The 15,643-nt window shown below is 67.2% G+C and carries 13 protein-coding genes; 9 read left to right on the forward strand and 4 right to left on the reverse strand.

From position 1 onward, the window contains the following. Positions 1–47: 47 nt before the first annotated feature. The 3 genes from HNO80_RS14170 to HNO80_RS14180 are packed head-to-tail and all read left to right on the forward strand — an operon-like array spanning position 48 to position 3,783. Positions 48–1,295 carry a thiamine pyrophosphate-dependent dehydrogenase E1 component subunit alpha gene (locus HNO80_RS14170; protein ID WP_175323495.1) on the forward strand — a complete coding sequence of 416 codons (1,248 nt, stop codon included), beginning with the start codon at positions 48–50 and terminating at the stop codon, positions 1,293–1,295. After that, positions 1,295–2,275: an alpha-ketoacid dehydrogenase subunit beta gene (locus HNO80_RS14175; protein ID WP_175323496.1), complete on the forward strand. Its 981-nt coding sequence runs from the start codon at positions 1,295–1,297 to the stop codon at positions 2,273–2,275. The genes HNO80_RS14170 and HNO80_RS14175 overlap by 1 nt, the downstream gene beginning before the upstream one ends. Positions 2,276–2,286: 11 nt before the next feature. Then, on the forward strand, positions 2,287–3,783 hold the full coding sequence (locus HNO80_RS14180; protein ID WP_175323497.1) for a dihydrolipoamide acetyltransferase family protein: 1,497 nt from the start codon (positions 2,287–2,289) through the stop codon (positions 3,781–3,783). 29 nt (positions 3,784–3,812) lie between these two features. Here the strand turns inward: HNO80_RS14180 and HNO80_RS14185 are convergent, their stop codons facing one another. Then, on the reverse strand, positions 3,813–4,160 hold the full coding sequence (locus HNO80_RS14185; protein WP_175323498.1) for a hypothetical protein: 348 nt from the start codon (positions 4,158–4,160) through the stop codon (positions 3,813–3,815). A gap of 226 nt (positions 4,161–4,386) precedes the next feature. Between HNO80_RS14185 and HNO80_RS14190 the strand changes: the two genes are divergently transcribed. Beyond that, complete coding sequence (locus HNO80_RS14190) at positions 4,387–5,976, forward strand: AMP-binding protein (RefSeq protein WP_175323499.1); 1,590 nt, start codon at positions 4,387–4,389, stop codon at positions 5,974–5,976. Between the two features lie 57 nt (positions 5,977–6,033). Here HNO80_RS14190 and HNO80_RS14195 read toward each other — a convergent pair whose 3' ends face one another. From HNO80_RS14195 to HNO80_RS14205, 3 genes are all read right to left on the reverse strand, one after another. Then, complete coding sequence (locus tag HNO80_RS14195) at positions 6,034–6,465, reverse strand: universal stress protein (RefSeq protein ID WP_175323500.1); 432 nt, start codon at positions 6,463–6,465, stop codon at positions 6,034–6,036. Positions 6,466–6,544: 79 nt separating this feature from the next. Next, a complete protein-coding gene (locus HNO80_RS14200; protein ID WP_175323501.1) occupies positions 6,545–7,837 on the reverse strand; it encodes an aminotransferase-like domain-containing protein in 1,293 nt (430 codons plus the stop codon). A 131-nt stretch (positions 7,838–7,968) separates the two neighbouring features. Continuing rightward, complete coding sequence (locus tag HNO80_RS14205; RefSeq protein WP_175323502.1) at positions 7,969–8,532, reverse strand: NAD(P)H-dependent oxidoreductase; 564 nt, start codon at positions 8,530–8,532, stop codon at positions 7,969–7,971. A 125-nt stretch (positions 8,533–8,657) separates the two neighbouring features. Here HNO80_RS14205 and HNO80_RS14210 point away from each other — a divergent pair, with 125 nt between their 5' ends. The 5 genes from HNO80_RS14210 (at position 8,658) to HNO80_RS14230 (ending at position 15,627) form a co-directional block, all read left to right on the forward strand. Continuing rightward, a complete protein-coding gene (locus HNO80_RS14210; RefSeq protein ID WP_502707860.1) occupies positions 8,658–9,311 on the forward strand; it encodes a TetR/AcrR family transcriptional regulator in 654 nt (217 codons plus the stop codon). Between the two features lie 364 nt (positions 9,312–9,675). Continuing rightward, positions 9,676–10,662 carry an ABC transporter permease gene (locus HNO80_RS14215; RefSeq protein ID WP_175323504.1) on the forward strand — a complete coding sequence of 329 codons (987 nt, stop codon included), beginning with the start codon at positions 9,676–9,678 and terminating at the stop codon, positions 10,660–10,662. A gap of 2 nt (positions 10,663–10,664) precedes the next feature. After that, entirely contained in the window at positions 10,665–11,630 is a 966-nt protein-coding gene (locus HNO80_RS14220; RefSeq protein WP_175323505.1) for an ABC transporter permease, read from the forward strand. Continuing rightward, a complete protein-coding gene (locus HNO80_RS14225) occupies positions 11,627–13,879 on the forward strand; it encodes an ABC transporter ATP-binding protein (RefSeq protein ID WP_175323506.1) in 2,253 nt (750 codons plus the stop codon). The genes HNO80_RS14220 and HNO80_RS14225 overlap by 4 nt, the downstream gene beginning before the upstream one ends. A 53-nt stretch (positions 13,880–13,932) precedes the next feature. Continuing rightward, on the forward strand, positions 13,933–15,627 hold the full coding sequence (locus tag HNO80_RS14230) for an ABC transporter family substrate-binding protein (RefSeq protein ID WP_175323507.1): 1,695 nt from the start codon (positions 13,933–13,935) through the stop codon (positions 15,625–15,627). Positions 15,628–15,643: the final 16 nt, after the last annotated feature.

Genomic DNA, 15,643 nt, shown 5'->3' on the forward strand with positions numbered 1-15,643 from the left:
ATCCCAGCGATTGCGGCGCATTCGGATGCGGCAGGCAAGGAGACGGTATGGGCGCCACACATCTGCCCTCTACCGAGTTCGACGGAACCGAGGTGGATGACCAGCTCGAGGCGCAGGCCGAGGCGGTGCTGGGCGACCCCGCTGTCCCGATGGTCCAGCTGCTGGGTCCGGACGGCACCCTGGGCTCAGATCCGGTCTTTTCCGAGTACGCCGCGCGGCTCGACGCTGGGAAGCTCCGCGGTTTCTACGCGGACATGGCAAAGATCCGCCGTTTCGACGTCGAGGCCACCGCCCTGCAGCGGCAGGGCCAGCTGGCCCTTTGGGTCCCGCTCACCGGCCAGGAAGCCGCGCAGATCGGGTCCGGCCGGGCGAGCCAGCCGCAGGATTACATCTTCCCCACCTACCGGGAGCACGGCGTCGCGCTGACCCGCAACGTCGACCTGGCCGAGCTGCTGCGGCAGTTCCGCGGGGTGTCCAACGGCGGCTGGAACCCCAAGGACACCAACTTCCACCTCTACACGCTGGTCCTCGCCGCCCAGACGCCCCATGCGGTCGGTTACGCGATGGGCATCCAGCGCGACCAGAAGCTTGCCGCGGCCCAGGCGGCAGCGGGGGAGGCGCCGGCCGGTTCCCAGGAGCCCAAGGCCGCCGTCATGGTCTATTTCGGCGACGGCGCCAGCTCCGAGGGCGATGTCCACGAGTCCATGGTTTTCGCCGCCTCCTACAACGCCCCCGTGGTGTTCTTCTGCCAGAACAACCATTGGGCCATCTCGGTTCCCACCGCCGTCCAGACCCGCATTCCGCTCTCCAACCGCGCCAAGGGCTACGGCTTCCCCGGCATCCGGGTGGACGGCAATGACGTGATCGCGGTCCACGCCGTCACCGAGTGGGCCCTCGAACGCGCCCGCGAAGGCAAGAGCCCGGTGCTGATCGAGGCCTTCACCTACCGCGTCGGCGCGCACACCACCGCCGACGATCCGACGAAATACCGCGGCTCGGACGAAGAAGCGCAATGGCGGGCGAAGGATCCGCTGGAGCGGCTCGAGAAGTACCTGCGCGCCGAAGGCCTCGCCGACGACGCCTTCTTCGAACAGGTCAGGGCCGACGGCGACGAGCTCGCGGCCTACGTCCGCAGCACCATCCACGACCTGGGAACCCCGGACATCCGGACGGCCTTCGCCAACACCTACGCCGAGGCGCACCCCCTGGTGGCCGAGGAGTTGGCGTGGTTCGAGGAATACAGCGCGGGCTTCGCCGACGAGGCAGAGCCTGCCGACACGGAGGCGGCCAACTGATGACCACCATGACCATTGCCAAGGCCATCAACGAGGGCCTGCGCGCGACGCTGGGCAACAACCCCCGGACCCTGCTGATGGGCGAGGACATCGGCCCGCTCGGCGGCGTCTACCGCGTCACCGACGGCCTGATCGGGGAGTTCGGCGCCGACCGCGTCGTGGACACCCCGCTCGCCGAATCCGGCATCATCGGCACCGCGATCGGCCTGGCGCTGAGCGGCTACCTGCCGGTCTGCGAGATCCAGTTCGACGGCTTCGTCTTTCCGGGCTTCAACCAGATCACCACGCAGCTGGCGAAGATGCATTCGCGCAGCAACGGCAACCTCACCGTCCCCGTCGTCATCCGCATTCCCTATGGCGGCGGCATCGGCTCGATTGAACACCATTCCGAGTCCCCCGAGGCGCTGTTCGCCCACACCGCCGGGCTGCGCATCATCACCCCGTCCAACCCGCACGACGCCTACTGGATGATCCAGCAGGCCGTCGATTGCCTGGACCCCGTGATCGTCTTCGAGCCGAAGCGGCGCTACTGGCTCAAAGGCGAGGTCGACACCGACTCCCCGGGCCAGTCCGCGGACCCGTTCAAGGCCCATGTGCTGCGTGAGGGGTCGGACGCTACCGTCGTGGCCTATGGCCCGCTAGTCCCCGTGGCCCTCGCGGCCGCCTCCGCCGCGGTTGAGGACGGCCACAGCGTCGAGGTGATCGACCTGCGCTCCATTTCGCCGATCGATTTCGACACCGTCACGGCCTCGGTCCGGAAAACGGGCCGGCTGATCGTGGCGCACGAAGCGCCGACCTTCGGCGGCATCGGCGGCGAGATCGCGGCGCGGGTCAGCGAGCGGGCTTTCCATTCCCTCGAAGCCCCGGTCATCCGCGTCGGCGGCTTCCACATGCCCTACCCGGTCGCCAAGGTGGAAGAAGACTACCTTCCGGACATCGACCGCATCCTTGAGGCGCTGGAACGCGCCCTCGCCTACTGACGGGGACCTCCATGACCGTGAACAAGTTCAACCTTCCCGACGTGGGCGAGGGCCTGACCGAGGCCGAAATCGTGTCTTGGAAGGTCAAGGCCGGTGACACCGTGGCCGTCAACGACGTGCTGTGCGAAATCGAGACCGCCAAGTCCCTCGTGGAGCTTCCTTCGCCGTACGCCGGAACAGTCACCGAGCTGTTGGTCCCGGAGGGCGTGACGGTCGACGTCGGAACGCCGATCATCAGTGTTTCCGACGCCGCTGCCGCGCCCGCCGCAACCCCGACGGCTGCCGCTGCGCCGGCTCCCGAAGCGCCGATGTACGGAAAGTTGGAGCAGGACGCGTCCGACGCCGCAGAGTCGGCCGGGCCTCCGGCCGGCGGCCCGCTGGTTGGTTCCGGCCCGAAGGCCGACGCCGTCAAACGCCGCCGCCGGATCGCAGCGCCAGCTGCGGCGTCCCCGGCGGCCTCCGCTCCCGCCGTCGAACGGGCCGGGATCGAGGCGCACGACATCTGGATCAGCCCGGAAGCGGTCTCCGATGCGGCACGTCCCGTCGCGGCGGAAGCCGAAGCTGTCGACCAGCGCCCGACGCTGGGCGGGGCCATCACCGGCCTCGTCAACCGCGTCCTGGCCAAGCCCCCGGTCCGGAAGATTGCCCGCGACCTCGGCATCGACCTGGCCGACGTCGTTCCCACCGGCGCGCGCGGTGAGGTAACCCGTGAGGACCTCGTCAGCTACCAGGCCCAGCGCGACGCCGAGCTGGATCAGGCGGATTCGTTCTGGGGCAAGACCGGCCGCCCCCAGGAGCAGCGGATCGAGCGCATCCCGGTCAAGGGCGTCCGCAAGGCCACCGCACGGGCCATGGTCGAGTCCGCCTTCGCGGCCCCGCATGTGAGCATCTTCGTGGACGTGGACGCCAGCCGCACCATGGAGTTCGTCAAGCGGCTCAAGGCTTCGCGCGATTTCGAGGGCATCAAGGTTTCGCCGCTGCTGATTCTCGCGAAGGCCGTCATCTGGGCCGCGGCGCGCAACCCCAGCGTCAACGCCAGCTGGGTGGATGCGGAAGACGGCAGCGACAGTGCCGAGATCCACGTCAAGCACTTCATGAACCTGGGCATCGCGGCCGCCACCCCGCGCGGCCTGATGGTGCCCAACATCAAGAACGCCCAGGATCTGTCGCTCAAGGAACTCGCGCTGGCCCTCAATGAGCTGGCCACCACCGCCCGGGCGGGCAAGACCCAGCCGGCGCAGATGCAGGGCGGCACCCTCACGGTCACCAACATCGGCGCCCTGGGCATCGACACCGGAACGCCGATCATCAATCCCGGCGAGGTGGCGATCGTGGCCTTCGGCACCATCAAGCAGAAGCCCTGGGTGCTCGACGGTGAGGTGATTCCCCGGTGGATCACGACGCTCGGAGGGTCCTTCGACCACCGGGTGGTGGACGGAGACCTCTCGGCCCGCTTCATGGCCGACGTCGCAGCCATCCTGGAAGAGCCCGCCCTGCTGCTGGACTGAGTGCTGGACTGACGCCGAGTGCGTGCGGCCTAGTTCGATCCGTAGGCGGCGAAGGACGAGAGCAGCTCCGTCATGCCCGGGTCGCTGCCCCAGCCGGCAACGGCGGCCGCGGCAGCAAACACCACGCCGGCGAAACCGAAACTGGCGGCCGTGACCGCGCCCAGGAACTTCCAGTCCTCGCGCAGGATGCTCCGGACCGTATCGGGCATCCGCAGCGCCGGGGAGATCAAATTGGGGGCGCTGTCCACCGAGCCGTCGTCGAGGTACGCGACCACCCGGCCGGCGGCACGGTCGACCCGCATGGTGCTGATGTGGTTTCCGTGGCGGGCCAGCAGAATATCGTGGCCGACGAGCTGGCGGCGCTGAAGAGTAGGCATGGTTTCTCCCCGGGGAGTGGGCGGATAGGACTGTCCGCGCCATCGGGGGCACCTCCAATTTTACCGCCGCGCACCGCGCCGGTGCCGGCAAATCCGGGTGAGCCTGCCCACGACGAAGGGTGACGGCGGTCAAATCCATTGGAATCCTGTCCCGAAGCCACGCGGCGGCACTAGAGTGGCACCAGCCGCCGCCGAGCCGGCGAACGCCGATCAAAGGAGATTTTGCGTGTTCTCGAGCCCGTTCCCCGCTGTTGAAATTCCCGACGTCAGCCTTTACGAGTACCTCTTCGGCGGCCTGCAGGAGGCGGACCTGGACCGGGTCGCCGTCGTCGACGGCAGCAGCGGAGCGGAAACCAGCTACCGCGAGCTGCGCGACCGGATCAACGCCCTCGCGGGCGCCGTCGCCGCCCAGGGGCTGGGCATCCACGGCGTCGCCGCCATCCTCTGCCCGAACATCCCGGCGTTCACTGTCGTCTTCCACGGCCTGCTCCGGGCCGGCGCCACCGTCACTCCCGTCAATTCGCTGTACACGGCCGAGGAGATCGCGAAACAACTTACCGACGCCGGAGCCAGCTGGCTCTTTACGATCTCCGCCCTGCTGCCCGCCGCCCGGGAAGCGGCCGGCCAGGTGGGCATACCCGCGGAACGGCTGGTGGTGCTCGACGGCGCTGAGGGTCACCCCTCGCTGACGGAGCTGCTCACCAGCGGCGCACCCGCCCCGGATGTCAGCTTCGACCCTGCCACCCACCTCGCCGTGCTGCCGTACTCCTCGGGCACCACCGGACGGCCCAAGGGCGTGATGCTGAGCCACCGCAACCTCGTGGCGAACGTGGAACAGTCGCGGGGGCTGCTCAAGGTCCGGCCGGACGACCGGCTGCTGGCACTGCTGCCGTTCTTCCACATCTACGGACTGACGGTGCTGCTGAACCTGGCCCTTCGGGAGCGCGCCCGCCTGGTCACCATCCCGAAGTTCGACCTCGCGGAATTCCTGCGGATGGTCCAGGACCACAAGTGCAGCTACCTCTTCATCGCCCCGCCGGTTGCCGTGGCACTGTCCAAGCACCCGCTGGTGGCGGACTACGACCTCAGCTCCGTGCACACCACGTTGTCCGGCGCGGCGCCGCTGGACGGGGAACTGGGGGCGCGGCTGGCCGAGCGGCTGGGCTGCCGGGTGCTCCAGGGCTACGGCATGACCGAGATGAGTCCCGTCTCCCACCTGATACCGGTCGATGCGACGGACGTTCCGGTCAGCTCGGTGGGCTACACCGTCCCCAACATGGACTGCCGGCTGGTGGATCCGGCCACGGGCGAGGAAATCGAGGTCCCCGCGGAGGGGACCAGCGCCCCGGGCCACCTGCTGTGCCGGGGGCCCAACGTGATGCTCGGCTACCTGAACCGGCCCGAGGAGACGGCGGACACCCTCGACGCGGACGGCTTCCTGCACACCGGGGACATCGCCACGGTGCGGGCGGACGGCGTGGTGTCGATCGTGGACCGGCTCAAGGAATTGATCAAGTACAAGGGCTACCAGATTGCGCCGGCCGAGCTCGAGGCGCTGCTGCTCACCCACCCCGGCATCGCCGACGCCGCCGTGGTCGGAACCCCCGACGCCGACGGCCAGGAGGTGCCGATGGCCTTCGTGGTGCGCCAGCCAAACGCCGAGGGCGAGCTGCTGGACGAAGCCGGGGTGGAGGAATTCGTGGCCGCACGGGTGGCGCCGTTCAAGAAGATCCGGCGCGTGGAATTCATCGATGCGGTGCCGAAGTCCTCCTCCGGCAAGATCCTGCGCCGGATGCTGAAGGCAGTGGACGCCTAGGACAGCAGAGCCGGCGCGCAGCCTTGGGCCCGCGCGCCGGCATCTGCAGTTGCGCCGCTACTCGGGGCTGTCGGTCTTGGCGATGTAGACGTCGCAGGGGGCGCCGTGGGCCACGCTGTTGGCAACGCTCCCGAGAACGCGCCCCAGGCCGCGCATCCGGCGGTTGCCGACCACGATCATCTGCGCGTCGGAACGTTCCGCCTCGTGAATCAGCGCTTCCGCGGGCTTGCCCCGGGCTGCCGCGTAGGTGACGTTGATCCCGGCCGTCCGGAGACTGTCGGCGACACCCTTGGCAACCTTCTCGGCGTCGTCGGCGTCGGAAACAATCCACCGGTCGCTGCCGCTGCCGAACACCTCGGTCCGGTCGCTGTCGAACGCGCTGACCACGTGCAGCGTCGCGCCGAGCGAGACAGCCAGGTCCCGGGCCGTTTGGGCCGCCTTCAGGGCAGTCTCACTGCCATCGACGCCGACAACGATGATTCCGGTCATAGGGGACTCCTCTGGTCTGGCATGAATACGTCTGGCATGAATAGATCAGGCGCCGTTCAGTCAACAGCAATAGTTCAGGCTACAACGCCGCGACGGCTTCCCGCAGCACCGGCGCCAGGCGCCGGACGCCTTCCTCGATTGCGTCCGGCGGCACCGCACTGAAGGCGAGCCGCAGCTTGTTGGAGGGCTCGTCCGAGTGGGTAAATGCCGCACCGGGAATGAACACCACGCCGGCATCGATGGCCTTCTGCAACAGGGGGTAGGTGTCGATGCCCTCGGGCAGCGTGACCCAGATGAAGAAGCCGCCTTCCGGCCGTGTCCAGCTCAGCCCCTCGGGCATGTGCTCCTCGAGGGCTGCGAGCATGGCCTCGCAACGCTCCTGGTATAGCCCGCGGTAGGTGGCAATCTGGCCGCGCCAGTCGTAGTCGCGCAGGTAGGCGGAGACCAGCATCTGGTTGAGCGTCGGCGGGCACAGGGTGACGGCTTCCGAGGCCAGGTAGTAGCGGCGCTGCAGGTGCGCCGGGACCAGGGCCCAGCCGATCCGCAGCCCCGGGGCGAAGATCTTGGAGAAGGAGCCCATGTAGATGACATCGTCCGGGTTGCCGGCCCGCAGCGGGGTCAGCGGCTGGCCGTCGAAGCGCAGGAGGCCGTACGGGTTGTCCTCCAGGACCAAAATATTCGCATTACGGCATATATCGACTACCTGTTGCCGGCGTTCCGCGGCGAGTGTGATCCCGGACGGATTGTTGAAGCTGGGGATCGTGTAGAGGAATTTGATGTTCTTGCCCGCGGTCTGCAGGGCGGCGATCCTGGCCTCGAGGAGATCCGGGATGATTCCGTGCTCGTCCATCGGCACCGTCCCCACCTCGACCTGGTAGGCCTCGAAAGTGTTAAGCGCGCCGACGTAGGTGGGATCCTCCACCAGTACGACGTCGCCCGGGTTGCAGAAGACCTTGGTCGCGACGTCCTGCGCGGACTGGGAGCCTGCGGTGATGACGACGTTTTCGGGCTTCGCGTCGAGAATCCCCTCGGCGGCCATGACCTCGCAGATCTGCGTGCGGAGCTCCTCGGTACCCTGCCCGCCGCCGTACTGCAGCGCCGTCAGGCCCTGTTCGGCGATGATCTTCGCCGCGGACTGGCCCAGCCGCTCCAGCGGAAGGGACTGGAGGTAGGGGCTGCCGCCGGCGAGGGAGACCAGGCCCGGACGCAGGGAGATGTCGAAGACGTCCCGGACGGCCGACTGCTTGATATTTGCTGCGCGCTCCGAGAAAAGCCTCTCGTGGCGGTGGGCGGACGTAGCCGCACGTTCAATTGCGTCAATTGCCTCGGCCGGAAGGAGCTCTGCGGCGGCATCAAGTGTTTCGTGGGTCACAGTCCTAGGATACAGGTCCACGTTGTCACTGGGAAAACTTTTGTTCACAAAGATCGTCGGGGGATCCCGGACGCAGGACACCCCCGGCAGTGGGGGGCGCTGCCGGGGGTGTCGGTCTGTGGGGAGCCTGCTTAGGCGGCGTCGGCGGTCCGGGCTTCGGCCAGGGCTTCGAACACGCCCTTGATCTGCTCCACGACCTCGGCATCGTCCTTCGGGTGGACCTCGGCGAAGCGGACCATCGAGCCGGGGACGGCAAGCTTGACGTCCTCAAGCACCTTGGCGCCGGCGATGCCGACGGCCTTGCGGGCCTCGTCCTGGGCCCAGACGCCGCCGTACTGGCCGAACGCGGTGCCGACGACGGCGGTGGGCTTGCCGCTCAGGGCGCCGGCACCGAAAGGCCGGGAGAGCCAGTCGATGGCGTTCTTCAGCGGCGCGGGAACGGTGCCGTTGTATTCCGGCGTGACCAGGAGCAGGGTATCGGCGTCGTTCGCGGCGGCACGCAGCGCTGCGGCGGCGGCGGGAACCTGGCCCTCGACGTCGATGTCCTCGTTGTAGAACGGGATGTTGCCGAGGCTCTCGTGGATGACGACGTCGACCTGCTCGGGAGCGTTGAGCTGGATGGCTTCGGCCAGCTGGGCGTTGGTGGAGCCGGCGCGCAGGCTGCCGACCAGGGTGAGAACGGTGTTGGTGGTCATGGGAACTCCTTGTATCGCGCCGCGGAGGTTCCGGCGGCTGGATGGTCGCGGAGGCTTTGGTGGCCTTCACCAGGACTAAACGGACTGCGGTCCGGTTAATATTCCCCGGCGCTACAATGGGCGCTGTGAGCCTCATCCCAATCCGTCCCGGTGGTCAAGCAGCCGGCCCCCCAGTTCAACCCGGCCATCCCCCCGGCGTCCGGGGCGCCGCCGAGTCCGAACGCAGGGATGCCGCCCGCAACCGTGAGTTGCTGCTCCGGGCCGCCCGGGAATTGATCGAGGAGTGCGGGGCGGACGGCCTCACCATGGCGTCCCTGGCCGGGCGCGCCGGCGTGGGCAAGGGGACCGTCTTCCGGCGCTTCGGCAGCCGGGCGGGACTCATGATGAGCCTGCTCAGTGACGCCGAGGCGCAGTTCCAGGGCCGGTTCATGTTCGGGCCGCCCCCGCTGGGGCCCGGTGCGCCGCCCCTGGAACGGCTGATCGCCTTTGGCGCGGAGCGGATCGCCTGGGTGCTGGAATTTGGTGAACTCGCCCGCGCCGCGGACGCGTCGGCCCACAACCGGTTCGATGTGCCCCCCGCGGTGCTCTGGCGCCGGCATCTGGAACTGCTGCTGCGCGAAGCCGGGGTCACCGCGGATCCCTGGCTGATGGCGGGCGCCCTGAGCGTGACCCTCGAGCCGGAGCGCATCCTGCACGCCGTCTGGGTCCACGGGGTCGCCCCGGACCGGCTGGTTGAGTCCTGGCGGGAGCTGGCCACCCGGGTGGTGCGCGGCGCGTAGGCTAACCGATCGGCTCGGAGACTGCCAAGTCAAATCAATTCAAATGAGTTATTCATAACGATCTGGTAGTGGGCGTACCGTTTCGCCCCCTTTCGCGCTCCTCCCCGCAATTCCTATGTGGTAGTTTCCTCTGGAATGTGACCCGCAACATAGCCCGACTGGGCTGGCCGCAAGGCCTGCGGGCGGCCAGGCACCCGCTGGCCGAGATCCCGGATCGGCAGCGGACACCCCGCTGCCTTATGGGGGGACGACGGAAGGATCCACGCTGTGAATGTTGTAACGACCCCGGCCCGCGGACAGGCTGGTCCAGCCCGTCCGGTGGCCTCCGGAACCGCGCAGGCCACGGCGATCCTGAACTAGCCCCATGCTCCGATACCTTGCCAAACGTGCCGTCACGTATGCGTTCATGATCTTCCTGACCACCAGCGCCGGGTACTTCCTGGCGGTCACCAGCCTTCAGCCCGCGCTGCTGGAGCAGGAAAAAATTCCGCGTCCCACGCCGGAACAGATCGCCAACTCTTTCCGGCTCAAAGGACTGGATCCGGCTCTGAGTCCCTGGGAACGCTACGTGGACTGGCTCACCGGAGTCGTCACGCGCTGGGACTGGGGACGCAGCCCCAACGGCGCCTTCGTGAACGCCGAGTTCGGCGACCGGGTCTGGATCTCAACCCGACTGTTCCTGGCTTCGATCATCCTCACCCTGATCATCGGCGTCGCCCTCGGCGTCTACACCGCGGCCCGGCAGTACAAGTTCTCCGACCGCGCGATCACCTCGTACAGCTACCTCGTCTACATCGTGCCGGCCCCGATCGCTTATTTCCTGGTCCAGCTCGGCGCCATCAACATCAACGAAGCAGTGGGCGACCGCCTCCTGTTCGTCACCGGGATCTCCACCCCCGGGCTGGACGGTGACGGCTGGGTGCAGTTCCTCGACATGCTGGCCCACTACGCCGTGCCGACCTTCGCGATCACGATCGTGGGCTGGGGCGCCTACCAGATCGCCCAGCGGCAGTACCTGCTGGACAACGTCAACGCCGACTTCGTCCGCACCGCCCGGGCCAAGGGCCTCACCCGCAACCAGGCCATCACCCGGCACGCCCTGCGCGTCTCGTTCATCCCGGTGGCGCAAAGTATCGCCTTCACCATCCCGGCCATCTTCGCCGGCGGCTTCTTCGCCGAGAAGATCTTCGCCTGGCACGGCGTCGGGTCCTGGAGCATCGACGCGATCGCGCTGCAGGATGTCAACGCGGCCACGGCGACGCTCGCCTACGGCTCCGTGATCTTCGCGATCGGGGCGATCCTCGCCGACTTCGCCACCACCCTTGTCGACCCGAGAGTGCGGGTGCAGTAGCCATGACGAACCTGAACGCCATCGATCCGGCCGCCGTCGCGGAAGAAGCCAAGATCGAGAACAACGACGTCGTGATCGCGAAGTCGAGGATCATCGTGCGGCGCTTCCTGCGCAACAAGACCGCCGTGACCGGCCTGGTGATCTTCGTCCTGCTCACCGTGCTGTCCCTGATCGGCGGGATCTTCTCCAGCTGGGACAAGGAGACGATCGACCCCTTCAACATCGGCATGGGCCCGTCCTCGGAGCACCTGCTGGGCACCTCGCAGGCCGGCATCGACCTGTACGCCCTGACCGTGGAAGGCACCCGGGTCTCGATCCTGATCGGCCTCGTCGTCGGCCTCGTGTCCGTGCTGATCGCCGCGGTGTACGGCTGCACCATGGCCTACTTCGGCGGCAAGGTCGACAAGGTGATGCTGTTCATCCTGGAAGCCCTGATCATGATGCCGGCCCTCCTGGTCGTGGCCGTGGCCACGAGCGGCGGCGGCAACGGGCTGCAGCAGAACCTCCCCAGCTGGCTGCTGCTGATCATCGTCCTGCTGATCTTCAACTGGATGGGCACCGCCCGCCTGATCCGCTCGCTCTCGATGTCGCTTATGCAGCGCGACTTCGTCAAGGCCGCCCAGTACATGGGCATCCCCGCGCGGCGCATCGTCTGGCGCCATCTCGTGCCGAATATCGGCTCGCTGCTGGTCCTGGACATCACCCGCGGCGTGACCGGCGCCATCCTCGCCGAGGTCGCGTTCTCCTTCATCGGCATCGGCATCAAGGTTCCGGATGTGAGCCTGGGCGTGCTGATCGGCCAGGCGACCTCCCAGGTCTCCACCTTCCCGTGGATGTTCTGGGTGCCGCTGACCGTGATGTTCTTGCTGACCGGTTCGCTCGCCATGATGAACGACGGTCTCCGCGACGCGTTCGATCCCAGCTCCAGCTCCATTGGCAGCGCCAAGAAAAAGAAGAAGACCTCATGAGCAGCGAAACCACCGCCACCGACCTCAGCACCGCCGAACGGCTGCATGTGGCCGGCCTGCACTCCGCCCACGGGCACTACAGTGATGCCCCGGCGGGTGCCGTGCTCTCCGTCCGCGACCTCAACGTCCGCTTCAACACCGAGAACGGCGTGGTGCACGCGGTCCGCGGCGTCGACTTCGACCTGATGCCCGGCAAGACCCTCGGGATCGTCGGCGAGTCCGGCTCGGGCAAGTCCGTCACCTCGATGGCCATCATGGGCCTGCTGCCGGAAACCGCCGAGGTCACCGGCTCGGTCCGGCTCAAGGGCCAGGAACTGCTGGGGCTCAGCGACAAGGCCATGTGCCGCTACCGCGGCAACGAGATGGCCATGGTCTTCCAGGACCCGCTGTCCTCGCTGACCCCGGTGTACACCGTGGGCAACCAGATCATCGAGGCGCTCACGGTGCACAACCCGACCATGAGCAAGCAGGCCAAGGAGGCCCGCGCCGTCGAACTCCTGGGCATGGTGGGAATTCCCAGCCCCAAGGACCGGCTCAAGGCCTTCCCACACGAATTCTCCGGCGGCATGCGCCAGCGCGTGATGATCGCCATCGCGATTGCCAACAACCCGCGCGTACTGATCGCCGATGAGCCGACGACGGCGCTCGATGTCACCATCCAGGCGCAGGTGCTCGAGGTGCTGCACACCGCGCAGGAAGAAACCGGCGCCGCCGTCGTGATGATCACGCACGACCTGGGCGTCGTGGCCGGCATGGCCGACGACATCATGGTGATGTACGCCGGCAAGCCGGTGGAGACCGGCAGCGTCGACGACATCTACTACAACCCCAGGATGCCCTACACCATGGGCCTGCTGGGCGCCGTGCCCCGCGTTGACGTGGCCGAGAAGACCTCGCTGGTGCCGATCGAGGGCATCCCGCCGAACCTCATCCATGCACCCACCGGATGCTCCTTCGCCCCGCGCTGCCCGCTGGTCAGCGACGCCTGCCTGCAGGGCGAACCGGCGCTCGCGCCGGTCGGCGGAACCGGCGACGGCACCCTCGAGCACAGGGCGGCCTGCATCAAGAGCGAGGACCTCGGCGCGGACGTGGATGTCCACCAGATCTTCCACGCCCCCGAGGTACCCGTCTCCCGGTTCGACGCGGTGCCCCGTGCCGAGCGAAAGGCCGTCCTGGAGCTCACGGACGTCAAGAAGCACTTCCCGCTGATGAAGGGCGCCCTGCTCAAACGCCGGATCGGCACGGTCAAGGCCGTGGACGGCCTGAGCTTCGATATCCGCGAGGGCGAGTGCTTCTCGATCGTCGGCGAGTCCGGCTGCGGCAAGACCACCACGCTGCTGGAAATCATGGAATTCCACCGCGACCAGGACGGCGAGGTGAAGATCGGCGGCCTGAGCAACAAAGCCGCCTCGGACGCCAAGACCAAGGCCGCCATGCGCAAGGAACTCCAGATGGTGTTCCAGGACCCCACCGGGGCGCTGGATCCGCGCTTCACCGTCTACGAGGTACTGGCCGAACCGCTGGAGAACTCCGGGATGGCGAAGCCTGCCATCCGGAAGCGGATCATGGAGCTGATGGAACTTGTGGGCCTCCAGCCGGACCACGTCAACCGCTTCCCGAACCAGTTCTCCGGCGGCCAGCGCCAGCGCATCGGCATCGCCCGCGCCCTGGCGGTGAACCCCAAACTGGTGGTCCTGGACGAGCCGGTGTCCGCGCTGGACGTATCCGTCCAGGCCGGCGTCATCAACCTGCTCGACCTACTCCGCGCCGAACTGGGGCTGAGCTACCTGATGGTGGCCCACGATCTGTCCGTGGTGCGCCACATCTCCAACCGCGTGGCCGTGATGTACCTGGGCAAAATCGTGGAAATCGGGGATGTCGACAACGTCTTCGACAACCCGCGCCACCCTTACACCCGGGCCCTGCTCTCGGCGATCCCGGTGCCGGACCCGCAGCTGGAGCGCACCCGCGAACGCATCATCCTGCAGGGCGACCTGCCCTCACCGCTCGATGCGCCGACGGGCTGCAACTTCGCCACCCGCTGCCCGGTCTTCGCCGCGCTCCCGGCCGCCAAGCAGGAAAAGTGCCTGACCCTGGAGCCGCCGCTGGAAACCGCGACGGCGCCTGCCCCGGCCACGGGCCGCCCGGCCGACGGCCCTCCGTCGGCCCCCACAGACCAGCAATTCGCCTGCTTCTACCCGGACGGCGAACTGGACGCGGACATGTTGGTTGTCCACGAGTCCCTCTGACGCACCAAACCGCACCTGAACCACAACTCGCACCAAGAATGAAGGGGATCATTATGAAGAATCTGACCAGGATCGGCGGGGTGGCCGCCGTAGCGGCAGCCCTCGCGCTGACCGGCTGCGGCGGAGGCGGCGCCACCACGACCGCCGAGAGCGCCAAGGCCCAGGATGCCTCCGGCGATATCAACAAGCTCATCAGCGTCAACGCCAAGAAGGCGGATGAACTGAAGCAGGGCGGCACCGTGACGCTGCCGGTAGGCAACATCGGCCCCGACTTCAACGGTTACTCCAACGCGGGCAACTCCGCGGACAACACCGAACTGCACTACCCGATTGACGAGGCCGGTTACGTGGGCTGCTGGAAGCTCGACTTCGACGGCACCGCCAACCTGAACAAGAACTTCTGCGAAGACTTCAAGAGTGAGGTCAAGGATGGCAAGCAGACCATCACCATCAAGATCAACCCGAAGGCCGTGTACAACGATGGCACCCCCATCAACGCCGAGACCTTCGTGAACACTTGGAAGATGCTCAACGGCACCAACAAGGACATCGACATTGTCTCGTCCGGCGCCTACGAGTTCATCGACTCCGTCAAGGCCGGCAGCAGCGACAAGGAAGTCATTGCCACCACCACCCAGCCGGTCTACCCTCTGAGCGACATCTTCGGCGGCTTCATCCCGCAGGCCGTCAACACCCCTAAGATCTTCAACGAAGGCTTCGCCGGCGAACTGCACCCGGAGTGGATGGCCGGCCCGTTCAAGGTGGACAAGTTCGATTCCGCCGCCAAGACCGTCACCATGGTCCCGAACGACAAGTGGTGGGGCGAAAAGCCGGTCCTGGAAAAGGTCGTCTTCCGCCAGCTCGAGGCCAGCGCCGAGATCGCCGCGTTCAAGAACGGCGAAATCGATATGGCTGACGGCCGCACGCTGACGAAGTACAAGCAGCTCGAAGGCACCAAGAACTCCGAGGTCCGCCGCGGCCAGCGCCTGTTCGCCGGCGGCCTGAACCTCAACGCCCAGAAGGCCCCGCTGACCGACGTCGCGGTCCGCAAGGCCATCTTCACCGCCGTTGACCGTCCGGCCGTCCGCGCTGTGCGCTTCGGCGGCCTGAACTGGGAAGAGGAAAGCTCAGGATCGATGATGCTGATGCCGTTCTCCAAGTACTACCAGGACAACTACCCCGTCGCCGAACCCGGTGCCGAGCAGGCCAAGAAGGTCCTGACCGAGGCCGGTTACGCTCCCAACGCCAAGGGCACCATGGAGAAGGGCGGCAAGGCCGTCTCCTTCAAGATCACCAACTTCGGTGATGACCCCACCTCGCTCGCCACGGTCCAGACGCTGCAGAAGCAGCTCCAGGCCGCCGGCATGGAGGTCGGCATCGACCAGCGCGGCGACGCCGACTTCGGCAAGGTCCTGGGCAGCCGGGACTTCCAGCTGACCATCAGCGGCTACACCGTCGGTGCTGACGCGACCTCAGGCGTGAAGCAGTTCTACGATTCCAAGACCAACGAAAACGGCCTCGGCGACGCCGAACTGGACAAGGCGATCAAGGACCTCGCGTCCATCCAGGACGACGCCGAGCGCAACAAGGCGGCCATGGAGGTCGAGAAGAAGCACATGGCGAAGTACTACTCCATGGGCGTCATCATGAACGGCCCGCAGATCTACTTCGCCCGCACGGGCCTCGCCAACTACGGCGCGTCCCTGTTCCAGACCCCGGACTGGAGCCTCGTCGGCTGGCAGAAGTAACGCTCCGTCACCTATA

The organism is Arthrobacter sp. C9C5 (assembly GCF_013359735.1).
Lineage (GTDB): Bacteria > Actinomycetota > Actinomycetes > Actinomycetales > Micrococcaceae > Arthrobacter.